Source organism: Paenibacillus ilasis (assembly GCF_043195395.1).
GTDB lineage: Bacteria > Bacillota > Bacilli > Paenibacillales > Paenibacillaceae > Paenibacillus_AQ > Paenibacillus_AQ lautus.
Genome location: NZ_JBHDJG010000001.1, coordinates 1,581,982 through 1,596,233 on the forward strand (window position 1 = coordinate 1,581,982; position 14,252 = coordinate 1,596,233).

Annotated in this window: 12 protein-coding genes; 11 read left to right on the top strand and 1 reads right to left on the bottom strand. The window is 49.6% G+C overall.

The window, feature by feature from the left end; all coding sequences use genetic code 11:
* Positions 1-4 precede the first annotated feature (4 nt).
* From ACETK5_RS07630 to ACETK5_RS07645, 4 genes are all read left to right on the top strand, one after another.
* Positions 5-1,369 carry a transcriptional regulator gene (locus tag ACETK5_RS07630; protein ID WP_394054904.1) on the top strand — a complete coding sequence of 455 codons (1,365 nt, stop codon included), beginning with the start codon at positions 5-7 and terminating at the stop codon, positions 1,367-1,369.
* Positions 1,370-1,536: 167 nt separating this feature from the next.
* On the top strand, positions 1,537-2,766 hold the full coding sequence (locus tag ACETK5_RS07635) for a CynX/NimT family MFS transporter (RefSeq protein WP_100537935.1): 1,230 nt from the start codon (positions 1,537-1,539) through the stop codon (positions 2,764-2,766).
* A 288-nt stretch (positions 2,767-3,054) separates the two neighbouring features.
* A complete protein-coding gene (locus tag ACETK5_RS07640; protein ID WP_394054906.1) occupies positions 3,055-4,284 on the top strand; it encodes a chromate transporter in 1,230 nt (409 codons plus the stop codon).
* A 169-nt stretch (positions 4,285-4,453) separates the two neighbouring features.
* Entirely contained in the window at positions 4,454-5,386 is a 933-nt protein-coding gene (locus tag ACETK5_RS07645; protein WP_394054908.1) for an NAD(P)/FAD-dependent oxidoreductase, read from the top strand.
* 148 nt (positions 5,387-5,534) lie between these two features.
* Here ACETK5_RS07645 and ACETK5_RS07650 read toward each other — a convergent pair whose 3' ends face one another.
* Positions 5,535-5,834: a hypothetical protein gene (locus ACETK5_RS07650; protein WP_394054910.1), complete on the bottom strand. Its 300-nt coding sequence runs from the start codon at positions 5,832-5,834 to the stop codon at positions 5,535-5,537.
* A 149-nt stretch (positions 5,835-5,983) separates the two neighbouring features.
* Here ACETK5_RS07650 and ACETK5_RS07655 point away from each other — a divergent pair, with 149 nt between their 5' ends.
* From ACETK5_RS07655 to ACETK5_RS07685, 7 genes are all read left to right on the top strand, one after another.
* On the top strand, positions 5,984-6,370 hold the full coding sequence (locus ACETK5_RS07655) for an antibiotic biosynthesis monooxygenase family protein (RefSeq protein ID WP_394054911.1): 387 nt from the start codon (positions 5,984-5,986) through the stop codon (positions 6,368-6,370).
* Positions 6,371-6,590: 220 nt separating this feature from the next.
* Positions 6,591-7,571, top strand: coding sequence for an AAA family ATPase (locus ACETK5_RS07660; RefSeq protein ID WP_394054913.1), 981 nt, complete (start codon positions 6,591-6,593; stop codon positions 7,569-7,571).
* A gap of 12 nt (positions 7,572-7,583) precedes the next feature.
* Complete coding sequence (locus tag ACETK5_RS07665) at positions 7,584-8,690, top strand: DUF58 domain-containing protein (protein WP_394054915.1); 1,107 nt, start codon at positions 7,584-7,586, stop codon at positions 8,688-8,690.
* Complete coding sequence (locus ACETK5_RS07670) at positions 8,687-9,991, top strand: DUF4129 domain-containing protein (RefSeq protein WP_394054917.1); 1,305 nt, start codon at positions 8,687-8,689, stop codon at positions 9,989-9,991. The genes ACETK5_RS07665 and ACETK5_RS07670 overlap by 4 nt, the downstream gene beginning before the upstream one ends.
* A gap of 12 nt (positions 9,992-10,003) precedes the next feature.
* On the top strand, positions 10,004-11,956 hold the full coding sequence (gene pulA / locus ACETK5_RS07675; protein WP_394054919.1) for a type I pullulanase: 1,953 nt from the start codon (positions 10,004-10,006) through the stop codon (positions 11,954-11,956).
* A gap of 105 nt (positions 11,957-12,061) precedes the next feature.
* Positions 12,062-13,666, top strand: coding sequence for an S-layer homology domain-containing protein (locus tag ACETK5_RS07680; RefSeq protein WP_394054921.1), 1,605 nt, complete (start codon positions 12,062-12,064; stop codon positions 13,664-13,666).
* A 130-nt stretch (positions 13,667-13,796) separates the two neighbouring features.
* On the top strand, positions 13,797-14,252 hold the full coding sequence (locus ACETK5_RS07685) for a RidA family protein (RefSeq protein WP_394054922.1): 456 nt from the start codon (positions 13,797-13,799) through the stop codon (positions 14,250-14,252).

Below are 14,252 nucleotides of genomic sequence, written 5' to 3' on the forward strand. Positions count from 1 at the left end.
TTACTTGGAAACGACAGCCACAATTCGCGGTGAAATAGCTAGATATTTGCATGAACATGGTTTGACTATTAATCAGTTTTCGAAAATATCAAATATAAACAGTGGATCTTTGAGTAGTATACTTAACGGAAATCGCCCAATGTCGGTAAATCAATTAGATCGTATCACTACAAGTATAGGACATTCTGAAGGGTATTTTTACGACCGTTACATTTTTGAATGTATATTTCATACAACCCCTGACTGGAGGCGGCTAGGAGCTTTTCTTCAACGTTGTGCAGAGTTAGATAAACTGGATTGTCTGCAACTAGCAGCCCGTATGACGATGGAAAACATGATTTACGCACCGATGCTTTTCGAAACGGCGGAAGAGTTTTTCAATGAGGAAAAGTATAAGGCGGCAGCTATACTATATGAATGCGTTGCTGAAAGTGAAAAGTTCCAACACTCTGAAAGGCTTGCATTATGTCATTATCGGCTGTTTGGGTTGGGGCTAAGTGATAACATGGAAGCTAATTTACAATTGGCCGTAACTTTTGAGCATTATATTGATCGGTTGGATGAAGTTTACCAGTTAGAAGCTTATAGGAAGCTTATTAACGTTAATATTTCACTGCTTCGGTGGGATACGGTGGAAGTTCTTGCCGAAAAAATGGGTCTTAAGGCAAAAATAAAATATGAAAACAATTACAAATATGAACAAGAGAAGCCAGTTATATTTTACATATTATATTCGTATCTAATTCGAGCCAATGTCTGTCGTGAAGCAGGAAACTTTGATGAGGCATTAGGTTATCTCTCCATGTATGAATACACTAATTGGATAACAGCACCCACAGATGAAGAAACTTTAACTATTAATCAGTTTAAAGATTGGGCAAAAGCGAATCGTTACTATTATAAACTGATGGCTGGTCATTCTAGCATCCTACCTGAATATGTAAATTATGTTATCACAAGAAGAGCTGAGATTTTTGCAGCCTTATGCAATATTGTAATAGCTGCTAATCGACATCACTTCAACATAGATCATATACTGGAACAGTTTCGTGATTACTTGGTACTTAAATTACAAAGTAACAAATTCGGAAAGGTTAGTGAGCAAATTACAATAAACCAATACACCCGCCTCCTCGCTGAGTTAGGGATATACTATTTGAATGCTAAACAGTATGATCGCGGGTTATCCTATATCCTGGATAGTCTCGAGTATTCGATCAGAATCAAAAGTGACAACGGGATGCTGCGGTGCATGGGAATCTTCGAGCAGTTCCGTCAGTACGCATCCGAGGAAATACAGAAACGGTATAATGAATTCATTCGCAATGTCCAAAAATTATCCGTGTATGCTTGGAGCCCGCTTGTGTAGGGCTCTATCTGTGCGTCTACAGGCTAATGCACAACGTTGAATCGGCGGCGGACTGGCCCTAAAAGCTGCCATGATAGCATCCCGAGGCTATGGCCTAATGCCCGGGTTTGTGATAAACTCGGATAAGTTTATTTTTACATATCGCTTGAAAGTAAGGAGTCCATGTCATGACATCAAGAACATCAATAGATCAAAACACAAATTCTGGAGGGCGCACATGGATGATGTTTGCAGGAATCATCCTTATTGCTATTAACTTGAGAGCGGCGATTACATCGGTCGGCCCGCTGATCGGGATCATTCGCGACGATACGGGAATCTCGAACACCTTGGCGGGTATGCTCACCACGCTGCCGCTATTAGCCTTTGCCCTGCTGTCGCCGATGGCACCGGCCATGGCCAAAAAATGGGGACTGGAGAATACCCTTTTGCTGAGTATGGTGGTGCTGACATTCGGAATCGGCATACGCTCGGTATCATCCCCATATACGCTGTTAATCGGAACCGCATTTCTTGGAATGGCCATAGCTGTAGGGAACGTGCTGCTTCCAAGTCTGGTCAAGCGGGATTTCCCGCGGCATATCGGATTGATGACGGGCACATACTCTGCCTCGATGAACCTGCTCGCCGCCATCGCATCCGGGATTAGCATTCCGCTGGCTACCCAAGCAGGGCTTGGTTGGCAAGGGTCCCTGCTCATTTGGGGTTCATTGTCCGTCTTGGCTCTGATTGTGTGGATCATCCAGCGCCGCAGTTCCGGAAAAACAGCTGAGGTCCGTTCGACTTCAACCAAACAACAGAGTGTGCTGAGGTCACCGCTTGCTTGGTACATTACTTTATTTATGGGACTTCAATCGTTTACGTTCTACGTGAACGTCTCATGGCTGCCCGAGATTCTGAGAAGCCAAGGCATGGATTATAGTGCTGCGGGATGGATGCTCTCGATTCTCCAATTTGTCAGCCTGCCATTTTCCTTCATTATTCCTGTTCTGGCTGGCCGGAATCCCAATCAGCGTATGCTGGTAACGATCTCTGCATTGTGCATGCTGACCGGATATGCAGGCTTATTTTCCGGCATGACTTCGTTGAATTTGCTGTGGGTGATGCTGGTAGGTATTTCAGGCGGGGCCAATTTCAGTTTATCCCTGATGTTCTTCACCCTTCGTACCAAAACGGCTCAAGAAGCTGCCGCGTTATCCGGAATGGCGCAGTCACTGGGTTATTTATTGGCCGCCGTCGGTCCGATGCTGATCGGGTTCCTGCATGATGCGACAGGAGGATGGAAGGTGCCGCTGGCGGTGCTGTCCGCCGTTGTTGTGGTGTTGTTCATCTTCGGTTTCGGGGCAGCGAAGCCGGGTTATCTCTCCGTGCCAAACGAAACGAAGCCGGAGGCTTAAAGGTATAGAAGTCACATTGTATTGACGCATACAGTAAGTATGATACTAAGAGCGATCCATGGAACAAAAGTTCTGTTGGGTCGCTCTTTTTTTAGAGCATGTCCGGTTTTCACTTGATAGCATTCAAAAAAATCTATAGATTTTACATAGCGTTTACATAAATGGGTAGATTGACAATGAGGACTTGGTATACTCTGAAATTTGATAAAAGATGATCTGTATACCTAAGGGTTAAACGGGTTACGAGGTTCTATTACATTACACCAAGCATATGGGGAGCGATGGATATTGAATCCGGAGACAGAGAAAGAACAAGTACAAGCTCAAGTCGGCAATAGGCAGCCCTCTGGCAGGTGGCGTGCCCTCAGCGAAACCTGGTGGACCGCTCTGCAGTTGGGACTCACATCGTTTGGCGGACCGATCGCACATCTTGGATACTTCCACCAGACTTATGTGCGGCGCAAAGGATGGCTGGACGAAAAAAGTTATGCGGATCTGGTGGCCCTAGCCCAATTTCTTCCCGGACCGGCCAGCAGCCAAGTGGGCATTGGTGTTGGGATGATACGAGCGGGACTTTGGGGCGGTATCGTCGCCTGGCTCGGCTTTACGTTACCATCTGTGCTTATGCTCATGATTTTCGCCTATCTGATGCAAACCTTCGATCCCGGCTCGGCAGGCTGGATTCAAGGGCTCAAAATTGTCGCAGTCGCCATCGTAGCTCAAGCGGTACTTGGGATGGCAGGAAAGCTGGCCTCAGGTCCCGTGCGGGCGGCCATAGCGTTAATAGGGATGGCAGTCGTTCTGCTGTGGCAGAGTCCCGTTTCTCAAGTGACGGTCATCGCGCTGGCCGGCATATCGGGACTGTGGTTGTTCAAGCGTCAAGCAAACGAAGAGGCTGCACCTGAGATCAAGATGCCGATCGGACGGAGAGCCGGACTTTTTTGCTTGGGAATGTTTGTCGTGTTATTAGTGGGTCTGCCGCTCCTTAGAGGGCTGACCGATAATGGTTGGGTAGCCATTGTGGACAGCTTCTACCGAGCCGGATCGCTTGTATTCGGCGGAGGGCACGTTGTTCTCCCGCTGCTGGAGAGTGAGACGGTATTGAACGGCTGGATGTCTAAAGAGGATTTCCTAACCGGTTACGGGGCAACACAAGCTGTACCCGGTCCGTTATTTACTTTTGCCGCTTACCTTGGGGTCTTGATTCAGGGGATACCCGGAGGTGTCGTTGCTATACTTGCGATCTTTTTGCCTGGATTTCTGCTCATCGTAGGGGCAATGCCGTTCTGGAACAGCATCCGCAGAAACCCTAAACTGCAAGGCGTGCTGACAGGCATGAATGCCGCAGTGGTCGGAATTCTGTTGGCCGCTTTGTACCATCCCATATGGACATCCTCTATCCATAGTCCGCTTGAATTTGTGATTGGCGCGGGTCTGTTCGGGATGCTGATGTTCTGGAAGAGCCCTCCGTGGCTTGTTGTGATTACCGGTGCATTAGCCGGACAGCTACTCCTGTGATTCATTGATTTTCAGACCTCGGCGCATTGTGCCGGGGTCTATTTGATTTTTCAGGAGTAAATCACGGCCGATTGGTTAAATATTTAGGGTGTACCTCTCTTCTTGAAGTAAATCTTGATGCCAAGAGTTCCAGCCTTAATTCGATATAGAAATGAGTGGATAAACCTACATGTTGCATACCGAAGTGAAAGATTGCATTATCCTAGGCGGCGGGATTGCAGGTCTGCAGGCGGCTATACAGCTGGGGCGGTATTCTGCCTACGATATCCTGGTGATCGACCGGGGAACGGGGCGTTCCACCATATGCAAGAGCTACCGCAACATCCTCGGATGGCCGGATGGGGTATCTGGTGAAGAGCTCAGGGGGCGGGGACGTCAGCAGGCGGAGTCTGTCGGCGTTTCGTTTGCAGCCGATGATATCCGGAAAGCGGAACGGGATGAAGCGGAATATTTTGTGTTAACCGGTAAAGACGGCGTTCAATACAGGACCAAAACCTTGCTGCTCGCAACAGGCGTGATGGACCGTTTTCCCAAGCTGCCAGGCCTGATGTCCACGCTGGGCACATCCGTCTTTGTATGCCCCGATTGCGATGGTTATGAAATTCAAGATCGTAAGACCGTCGTATTGGGATCGGGCGATCCCGGTGCCAGTATGGCCGTGCTGCTATCGGAGCGGACCAAGGATATCATCTACATCAATCATGAGCGGGAGCCGGCTTCTTCCGAGCATATGTCCCAATTGGCGGATCTAGGGATTCCGTATATAGAGAAAAAGGTGTCGGAAATTCGGGAGGAGGACGGCATCCTATCGGCCGTTGTGCTGGAGGATGGGAGCATCGTGCCCGCAGAGCGGGGGTTCATATCTTTTGGCGGGAATAGGATCTATTCCGAATTGGCCGAGCAGCTGGGGGCAGAGCTGGAGCACAACCGTCATGTCAAGACCGATCCAAGGTCCAAAATGACGAGTGTCGAATTACTCTGGGCGGCCGGTGACCTGGGCGTCCATTCCGAATTAACCACCGTGGCGATGGGGGAAGGCGCGACGGCTGCGATCTGGATCAACAAGACATTAAAGAAGATGACTAGCGAAGCCCTTACATGAGGGTATAGAAATAGAACAGAACCATTAGAAAACCTCGGAACGATCCGGTTGATAAAGCATTCTAAAAAACCCGCCTGATCAGGCACGGCATGAGCGAGAAGGGCCGGCGGATCAAGGCGGGTTTTGATAATATTACGCCGATCGGTATTTACAGACCGAATCGGGTGATATGCTCATCGAGCCTATACTTTTGCAGTAATTCGGTTTGCTTGGGACCGATCAGATCAAAGTGCGGGTAATGTTGGCGGTAATGGATATATTTCGGATTAAGCCCGTTGGATACACACCAGTCCTCAAGGCGCTGGATGTTCGAGCAGCCTACTTTGGTTACGGTATGGAACTCCGGAAACCGCTTGTCGTACCAATAATGGGTCAAAAAAGCGATGTCGCCTTGTGCGACCTTCTGCTTCCATTGCTGCAATTCCTGTCTCGAGATGCCGAATGCCATGTTTGTCTCATCCTTATAAGTGTATTCATGCTTCTCATTATATCAGCATATACTTGACTGCACCTACTTGTTTTCCTAGCATGGCGCTGCCAAATACAAGCGTTATTTTTTACCGTTGATCGGATGGATATCGAAGAGGGGGATACGATATGATACTGGAATCAGCGATACTTTATATCAAACCGGGGCTGGCAAGCGAGTTTGAAAGTGTCTTTCGGGAAGTTTCCGGCGTTCTGTTAACGAAAAAGGGATATGTAAGCCATGAGCTTCACAAGTGCGTGGAGAACCGGGATGAATATATATTCCTCGTCCGTTGGAGCGGTATTAAGGATCGCCTGATCGGCTTCCGCGGACATCCGGATTATAAGCTATGGACTGCGTCACTGGAGCCGTTTTATACCCGGCCGCCTGAGGTTAGGCATTATATCGATATCCGGATCGATAGCCGCGAGCAGGCTGAGGCGGAGCTGACGAAACTATTGATCCCGGAAAGCGGGACGGATTCAGCTTCCCATGAAGAGAGGACGGCAGAATAATCAGAGCTTAGTAATATCAGGTCGTACGTCAATAGGGTGCATTCTCGGAAGCTGTCCTTGGACGGCTTCTTGGCGTATCGGAGTGCGGGAGATCCGTAAATATCCTCATGGTAACGGAAAGAGAAGCCATATATGAGGCAATCGGTCTTATTTTGTCCCGAATAACAGGAATTATGGGATGTCATGACGAACTTTGTTGTTAAGTTAAACTACATAAGGGGTGGTTACAATCACTATAGATTATCATGGCGTTCGCCGTCTTGCCGACGACATTCGAGCAAACGTTTCCAAAGTTATGGTAGGTAAAGAGGAGCTGATTGACAGACTGTTTATTGCCATGGTCACTTCAGGTCATGTTCTGTTGGAAGATGTGCCGGGTACAGGTAAGACATTGTTGGCCAAATCCATCTCGAAGTCGATTGATTGCACGTTTAAGAGAGTACAGTTTACGCCGGATTTGCTGCCGTCGGATCTGAGCGGCATTTATTTCTATAATCAACAATCCGCGACGTTTGAATTCCGACCGGGGCCTCTGTTCACGAATATCCTTCTAGCCGATGAAATCAACCGGGCGACTCCTCGTACGCAGTCCAGTCTATTGGAGTGCATGGAGGAACGCCAGATCAGCATTGACGGGGTAACCCATCAGCTGAAAGAACCGTTTCTGGTCATTGCGACGCAGAATCCGCTGGAACAGCAAGGAACGTTTCCGCTGCCGGAGGCACAGCTGGACCGCTTTTTGTTCAAACTGAATATGGGATACCCTACCTCAGAGGAAAGCGTGAATATTCTGAAGCGATTTAAAGAGGATCAGCCCTTGGAGTCTCTCATGGCAATTGCAACGTCTGAGCGGATCGTACAAGCCAGACATATCGTCAGCAAAGTACATGTCAGTGATGAGATGTTATCCTATATCGTTGCGCTTTCCGAGCATTCAAGAAGGGATGAAGCGGTTGCCTCCGGCGTAAGCCCAAGGGGCTGCCAAGCATTATTGAAGGCGGTGCAGGTACAAGCCGTCCTGAAGGGCAGGGAGTTTGTTACCCCTGATGATGTAAAAGATTTGGCTGTGCCGACATGGGCGCACCGGTTGAAGCTTCGAGGGACGCTCCACAGCCGCGGCGGCGCTGCCGCGGCGGAAGAAGTGATCGAACGGCTGCTGCAGCAGGTTCCCGTACCGACAGAAGAAGGAATTTCGTCGTAGGGGCGGATGGCGATGGGAGCCTATTGGATATTGTTAATCGCCGCAGTGGTCATCGTTGTTCAGGGCAAGCTTTTCAAACGGATGGCATTGAAAAGGCTGAACTACAGCCGTTCCTTTAAGGTGTCGACCTGTTATGAGGGAGATTCCGTGGAATTGATCGAAATCATTGAGAACCGCAAAGCATTGCCTGTACCCTGGTTAAGGGTAGAATCCCAATTTCGTTCGGGCCTGGCATTTGATAACCAATTGAACCTGGATATCAGTGAGGGGCAATTCAATCAGAACCACAAGAGCTTCTTCAGTCTTCTGCCTTGGACCAAGATCCTTCGCAGACATCGGATTATCGCTAAGCGCAGAGGTCTGTACAAGCTGGGAACGGTATCCATGACGACGGGTGATTTGGTCGGAATGGAGTCGATTGTCCAGAGCAAGACGTTGTCCGGTGGAATTATCGTGTACCCGATGCCGATGGATGTGTCGGACATGGCCCTCCCGGTCCAGACTTGGATGGGCGAAATGCTGGTCCGAAGATGGATCTTGGAGGACCCTTTCCTGATATCGGGCGTACGCGAATATCGCGACGGCGATCCGCTGAAGGATATTCAATGGAAAGCGACCGCACGAACGGGCACGCTGCAGGTCCACAGGCGGGATACCACAGCGGACAGCCGACTCTTAATCTATCTGAATATAGAGGATCATGAGCAGATGTGGAGCAAAGCGACGCGGCCTGAGCCGATCGAGTATGGCATCCGCCTGGCGGCCGGCATTACAGCTCACTTATTGTCGCAGGGCATGGAGATCGGAATGGGGACGAATGGAACGCTTGGCGAGGATTCCACCGATGAGGCATTTGTCCCGGTTGCAGGCGGCATGACCCAGCAGCATCTGATATTTGAAATGCTGGCGAGGCTGGAGCTGATCCGAAAGGCTTCTTTCCATGATTATCTGGCCCATGAGCTATCCCGGCATGAAGAGGCAAGGGATATCCTCATTTTGAGCACTTACGTCAGCCCCAGGCTGGAAGAGATGTTTCAGCGATTTCGGGACAATGGGCACACGATTCAGGTATTTCCTCTCGGTGATGTGCCGACTCCTGCGAAGGAGGTGTCGGCATGACCTCTCGAGGTTCTGGATTTATAAAGGCTTCTTTGCAGGGATTCGTGGAATGCGTACTCTATTTTCCGGTACTCTTTATTCCGGCTTTCTATCTGCTAACTGAATCGTACCGCTGGGTATGGCCTGCCCTGGTATTAGGCGGGTACTTACTTGGCTATACAGGTGCGCAATGGTTCAAGCTGGATCGTCAGTTTAAGGCAACCTTATGGGCTTGCCTGGTTTCCATTGCGGTATCCATCGCATTTATAGGCGTCGATATTACCCTAGCTTATTTTATCCCCTTGATCTTTATTGCCAGTTATCGCGGAAGCCGAATGGAGCAGGTAAGCTGGAATCTGATGTTTCCGGGGACGTATTTCTTAATCGGTTTGATTGTGTACGGGGTCAGCAGTTTCATATTAAGTTTCATGGATTCGTTCCGTGGTGGAATATCGTCTCTGACCTGGATGGGGGCAGCCGCGTTAGGATTGACCCTGTTGATTGTCAATCGGCAGTTGGTGTTGGATGAGACGCTGCCAGGCAATGATCAGCCCGTATTGGAACGGCGCGTGCTGCGCTACAATCGCTGGTTTATCATCGTATTGCTGCTTCTTGTTGCGGTCGTCGCTTTTCTACCGCAGCTGCAGCAATGGGTCTCTGATATGGCTCGGGGGATCGCTGCATGGATCTCCGGATGGTTCGGCTCCGGAGCGGAGCAGGCCCCGGAGCCGCCTTCGATGTCGGAGCCTCCGCCCGAAATGTCATTTCTCGATGAAGAAACCAAGCCGCCGAGTCCATGGATGAAAGTACTGGAGCAAGTGCTGATCTATGGCGTGTTCACCATTATCGGGATCGGGATACTGTATGTTCTATTCAGGTTTGGCAAAATACTGCCTAAGCTGTATAGAAGATTCTCTGCATGGATGAACAGGATGATGAACAGACAGAACCTTCAGCCCTCGCTAGGTTATGAGGATGAAGTGGAGAATATTGAACATGACCCGGCATCCAAGCGGCTCAAACGGCTGTTGTCCGGCATGCGTATCGGCGGGAAGTTTCGGGCAGGAGAAGGATCGGAGCATTTGAATGAGAAAATTCGCCAAATGTATCGCATGATACTTTCCCGAAGCATCAGGGAAGGCTATAATTGGAAAGCGTCGCTAACACCGCGGGAAACCGAAAGCGATCTTAAGGAATGGGACGGGCGGAAGGAACGTATTCCACAATCCTTGATTGAGCTTTACGAGGAAGCCCGCTATGGTACCCGTACCATCACGGAAGAAGAAGTTGAACAGGTGCGATTGGATAGGAAGCATACATGAGGAGTGAACATCTTGTCGGTACAAAAAGAAAGCAATGCTGTTATTCACTACGGAGATCCCGCGGTCACCGGGGGAGTCTCCGTCTTTGATAAGGAATTTGACAAGTTATTTTATTACGATGGAACGGATCTGGGTTTAACTTATCAACCTCAAGAGTCCACGTTTCGCCTGTGGGCACCGACGGCAAGTGAGGCATACGTTCTGCTCTATCCGGATTGGCAGGCAGCAGAAGCCCGGCGGTTCGCGATGACTCGTGATGTGAAAGGAACTTGGCTGCTGAAAGTAGGAGAAAACCTTCAAGGCATGTTCTACACCTATCAGGTCCTTATCGGGGATCAATGGAACGAAGCTGTCGATCCCTATGCCGCCGCTGTAGGCGTCAATGGGGATCGTGCCTACATCTTGGATATGGCCTCGACCGATCCAGAACTCTGGACAGAGGACAAACCGCCGCTCCATAGTCCTCTAGATGCCGTCATCTATGAACTGCATGTTCGTGATTACACCATTCATCAAGACAGCGGAGTGAAGCATAAAGGCAAGTTTAAAGGTCTGGCGGAGACAGGTACCCGAGGTCCCGGAGGGATTCGTACAGGGCTTGATCATATTGTCGAGCTTGGGGCCACCCATGTGGAGCTGCTCCCGATCTACGATTTTGCAACGGAAAGCGTGGACGAAACCAGGCTTGATGAGCCGCAGTACAATTGGGGATACGACCCGAAGAACTACAATGCTCCCGAAGGCTCGTATGCTACGGATCCGTATGTGCCTGAGGTTCGGATTCGTGAACTGAAGCAGCTGATTCAGACATTCCACGATCAAGGCCTTCGAGTCATCATGGATGTAGTGTATAACCATGTATATGACGGGTATCTGATCAATTTCACGAAGCTGGTTCCCGGATATTACCTGCGCTATACGAAGGACGGCAAATTCTCCAACGGATCCGGGTGTGGTAATGACACGGCATCCGAGCGTCCGATGATGCGGAAATTCATTGTGGAATCCGTCCTGCACTGGGTGAAGGAGTACCGGATTGACGGTTTCCGATTTGACCTGATGGGATTGCTGGATGTGGAGACGATGAATGAAATCCGGGCGCGCCTGGACGAGATCGATCCGACCCTCATCACGATCGGCGAAGGTTGGGTCATGAATACCGAGCTGGACGAGAAGAAGAGAGCGAATCAGCAGCAAGCAGCTGTGATGCCGCGAATCGCACATTTTAACGACGGTTTTCGAGATACGGTCAAAGGAGACATCTTCCAGTTTGATTATAGAGGCTTTGTGAGCGGCGGAGATGGATATGAAGACAAGGTGAAGCAGGGCATCGTAGGCGGCATCCCGTATTCCGAAGATATCAAGGCGTTTGCTTCTGAGCCGGATCAGTGCGTAAACTATGTGGAGTGTCATGATAACCATACCCTATGGGACAAAATTATGCTGTCAACCAAAGGGGAGAATGATGCCATACGTCGCGATATGCACCGGCTGTCATCGGCCATGATTCTGACCAGTCAGGGAATCCCTTTCCTGCATGCGGGCCAAGAGTATTACCGTTCCAAGAACGGAGTGGAGAACAGCTACAATTCTAGTGATGAAGTGAATCGGCTGGACTGGGGTATGGCATCGAAGCACCAGGATGGCGTGAAATACATTCAACGGCTCGTTCAGCTCCGCAAGCAGCATCCGGCATTCAGATTAAGGGATGCTGCGTCGATTCGTAAGCATCTTCACTTTGAACGATGTCCTGAGCATACTGTCGCTTACACGCTTCGAGATCATGCGGGCGGCGATCCACAGAAACATATCTATGTGCTCTATTATGCCGCACGGAAAGAGTCCTCCCTGGCTTTACCTGAGCTGGGCGAATGGAAGATTCTGCTTGGCGAAGAGCATATTACGCGTTTAACCCGGAATTCTCTTGTTGTAAAAGGGATCGGTGCTGTCATTTTATCCTCTTAAATCGATACTGGCAGCGATTATTACCAAGAAATGAATAATGCCTGATTCTATGATCATCTGATATGCTGAAGGTATCAGATGATAGAATAGAATCGAGGCGTCCCTTTGAAGAAATATTTCCTGTCACTTTGTTTGCTGTTGTCATTTACACCGCTTTTTGGCCCTCTTCAGGCAACAGCGGCTCAAGCTCCTAGTCCGACCGATTTTCACGATATCTCGGCAAGCTTTGCAAAAGACGCGATCCATCGTCTAGCCAATAGAGGTATCGTAAGCGGGGATGGCACAGGAGCTTTTTTGCCGCGAAATCCGGTTACGCGGGCCGAATTCATGGCCATGGTTGCCAGAATGCTCAGGATGGAGCCCGTTCAGAATGATTTGTCCGCCTTTCAGGATGTATCCAAATCAGCTTGGTACTACGGCTGGATTCATGCAGGCCTTAATCTATCCATCGTGGAGGGGAACGGCTACAAGTTCTTTCCGAATGCTTCGATAACAAGACAAGAGGCCGCGGTCATGGTTATTCGTGCCATGAAAGAAAGTGGATATGATAACGGAAATACAGCCGGCCTATATACGGATTCGGGTTCGATCGCGGAATGGGCTTGGAATGCGGTTGGCAAAGCGACGAATACAGGCTGGCTGCAAGGAAGCAAAGGGCAATTCAGACCGCAGGATCCGATCACCCGGGAAGAGACGGCGATGCTGCTGGATCGGGTCCTCCAATCGGGAAATGTGAAGTCCATGATCGATAGCCAGACACCTGCCAATATTCATATGGGCTGGTTATATAATGGTACAACGAAGCAATACATTTCCTATGCCAAACGGGCCGGCTTGAATGTTCTGGTACCGCGCTGGTACTACATAGAGGCTGACGGCAAGGTGACGGACCATACCGACAAGGAGCTGTTGAATTGGGCTCATAACAACAGTCGGCAGGTGTGGGCCATGGTAGGGAACCGTGGGAATGCGGAAGGAACTCACCAAGTTTTAAGCAGCGCACAGACCCGGAAATCTGTCGTTGACCGTATTGCAGCGAATGTATCCCGGTATCGATTGGATGGGATCAATATTGATTTTGAGAACGTCATGCCTCAGGACCGGCAGAATCTGACGGCCTTTATCACGCAATTATCCATCGAGATGAGACGGCTTGGAGCCAAGTTATCCATCGATGTTTCACCTGATCTGAATACGGATTGGACGGCTGCATTCGATTACGCAACCCTTGGCACTCAGGTGGACTATATGGTGCTCATGAGTTATGACCAGCACTGGGGTGGTTCGCCCCAAGCGGGCTCCGTATCCTCGCTGCCATGGAGTGAATCCGCGCTGAGCAAGCTGCGGACCCAAGTGCCGGCTAAGAAGAGCATCATCGCGTATCCGCTGTACACGAGGGATTGGCAGATCGCTTCGTCGGTATCCTCGCAGGACATCAGTTTGATTGAACAGGGACATCGGATTCGTCTGAACAAGGCTTCCTTAGCATGGAATGCCAACGTAGCGCAGTATGAAGCAGCTTATAGCAGCGGCGGCATTCCGCATCGCATATGGACCGAGGAGTCCCGCTCTTTATCCATGAAGCATCTGATGGCCTCCAAATATCAGATTGCCGGTTATGCCTACTGGTATCCGGGCGCCGAGACGACGGACGTATGGCAGGCCATTCATAATGCGGAGCGTTATGCTTATTATTCGTTCCGGATCTAAACATCCGATATGTTGAATTTAAGACCAGCCTCGAAGAGTAAGGTTGGTCTTTTTTTTACTTGTAAAAAGGTTTTTCCGTGATACAATAGTTAAAATTTATATAGAATATTTTTCCTGTAGGAGTGATCATATGACCGTTCATGCCGAGGAACGTCTGAAGCAGCTGGGCATTAGCCTGCCTAAAGCCGGCACGCCAGCAGCCAAGTATGCCAACTATGTTGTCGTTAACGGGATGATGTATGTTTCTGGTAAGGGTCCCCCAGGACAGCCAAGAGGGAAGCTCGGGGAGCATTATACAACAGAGCAGGGGTATGAATATGCGCGTCTGACCGGGATTGAAGTTCTGGCCGTATTAAGAGAAGGGCTGGGGTCACTTGATAAAGTGAAGCGCGTGGTTAAGGTTCAAGGCTTCGTTAACGCAACAACCGACTATGAGGAGCATCATAAGGTGCTGAATGGATTCTCGGACTTGATGCTAGAGGTGTTCGGGGACCAAGGGATTCACGCCAGATCCGTATTCGGAGCCGTATCCTTACGGGATCAGCTGCCCGTCATTGTAGATTCGATCTTTCAAGTGGAGGAATAG

Coding starts and splice junctions, on each gene's coding strand:
- ACETK5_RS07655 (WP_394054911.1), top strand. CDS start 5,984: ATGATACTGGAATCAGCGATACTTTATATCAAACCGGGGCTGGCAAGC.
- ACETK5_RS07635 (WP_100537935.1), top strand. CDS start 1,537: ATGACATCAAGAACATCAATAGATCAAAACACAAATTCTGGAGGGCGC.
- ACETK5_RS07670 (WP_394054917.1), top strand. CDS start 8,687: ATGACCTCTCGAGGTTCTGGATTTATAAAGGCTTCTTTGCAGGGATTC.
- ACETK5_RS07645 (WP_394054908.1), top strand. CDS start 4,454: ATGTTGCATACCGAAGTGAAAGATTGCATTATCCTAGGCGGCGGGATT.
- ACETK5_RS07650 (WP_394054910.1), bottom strand. CDS start 5,834: ATGGCATTCGGCATCTCGAGACAGGAATTGCAGCAATGGAAGCAGAAG.
- ACETK5_RS07665 (WP_394054915.1), top strand. CDS start 7,584: ATGGGAGCCTATTGGATATTGTTAATCGCCGCAGTGGTCATCGTTGTT.
- ACETK5_RS07685 (WP_394054922.1), top strand. CDS start 13,797: ATGACCGTTCATGCCGAGGAACGTCTGAAGCAGCTGGGCATTAGCCTG.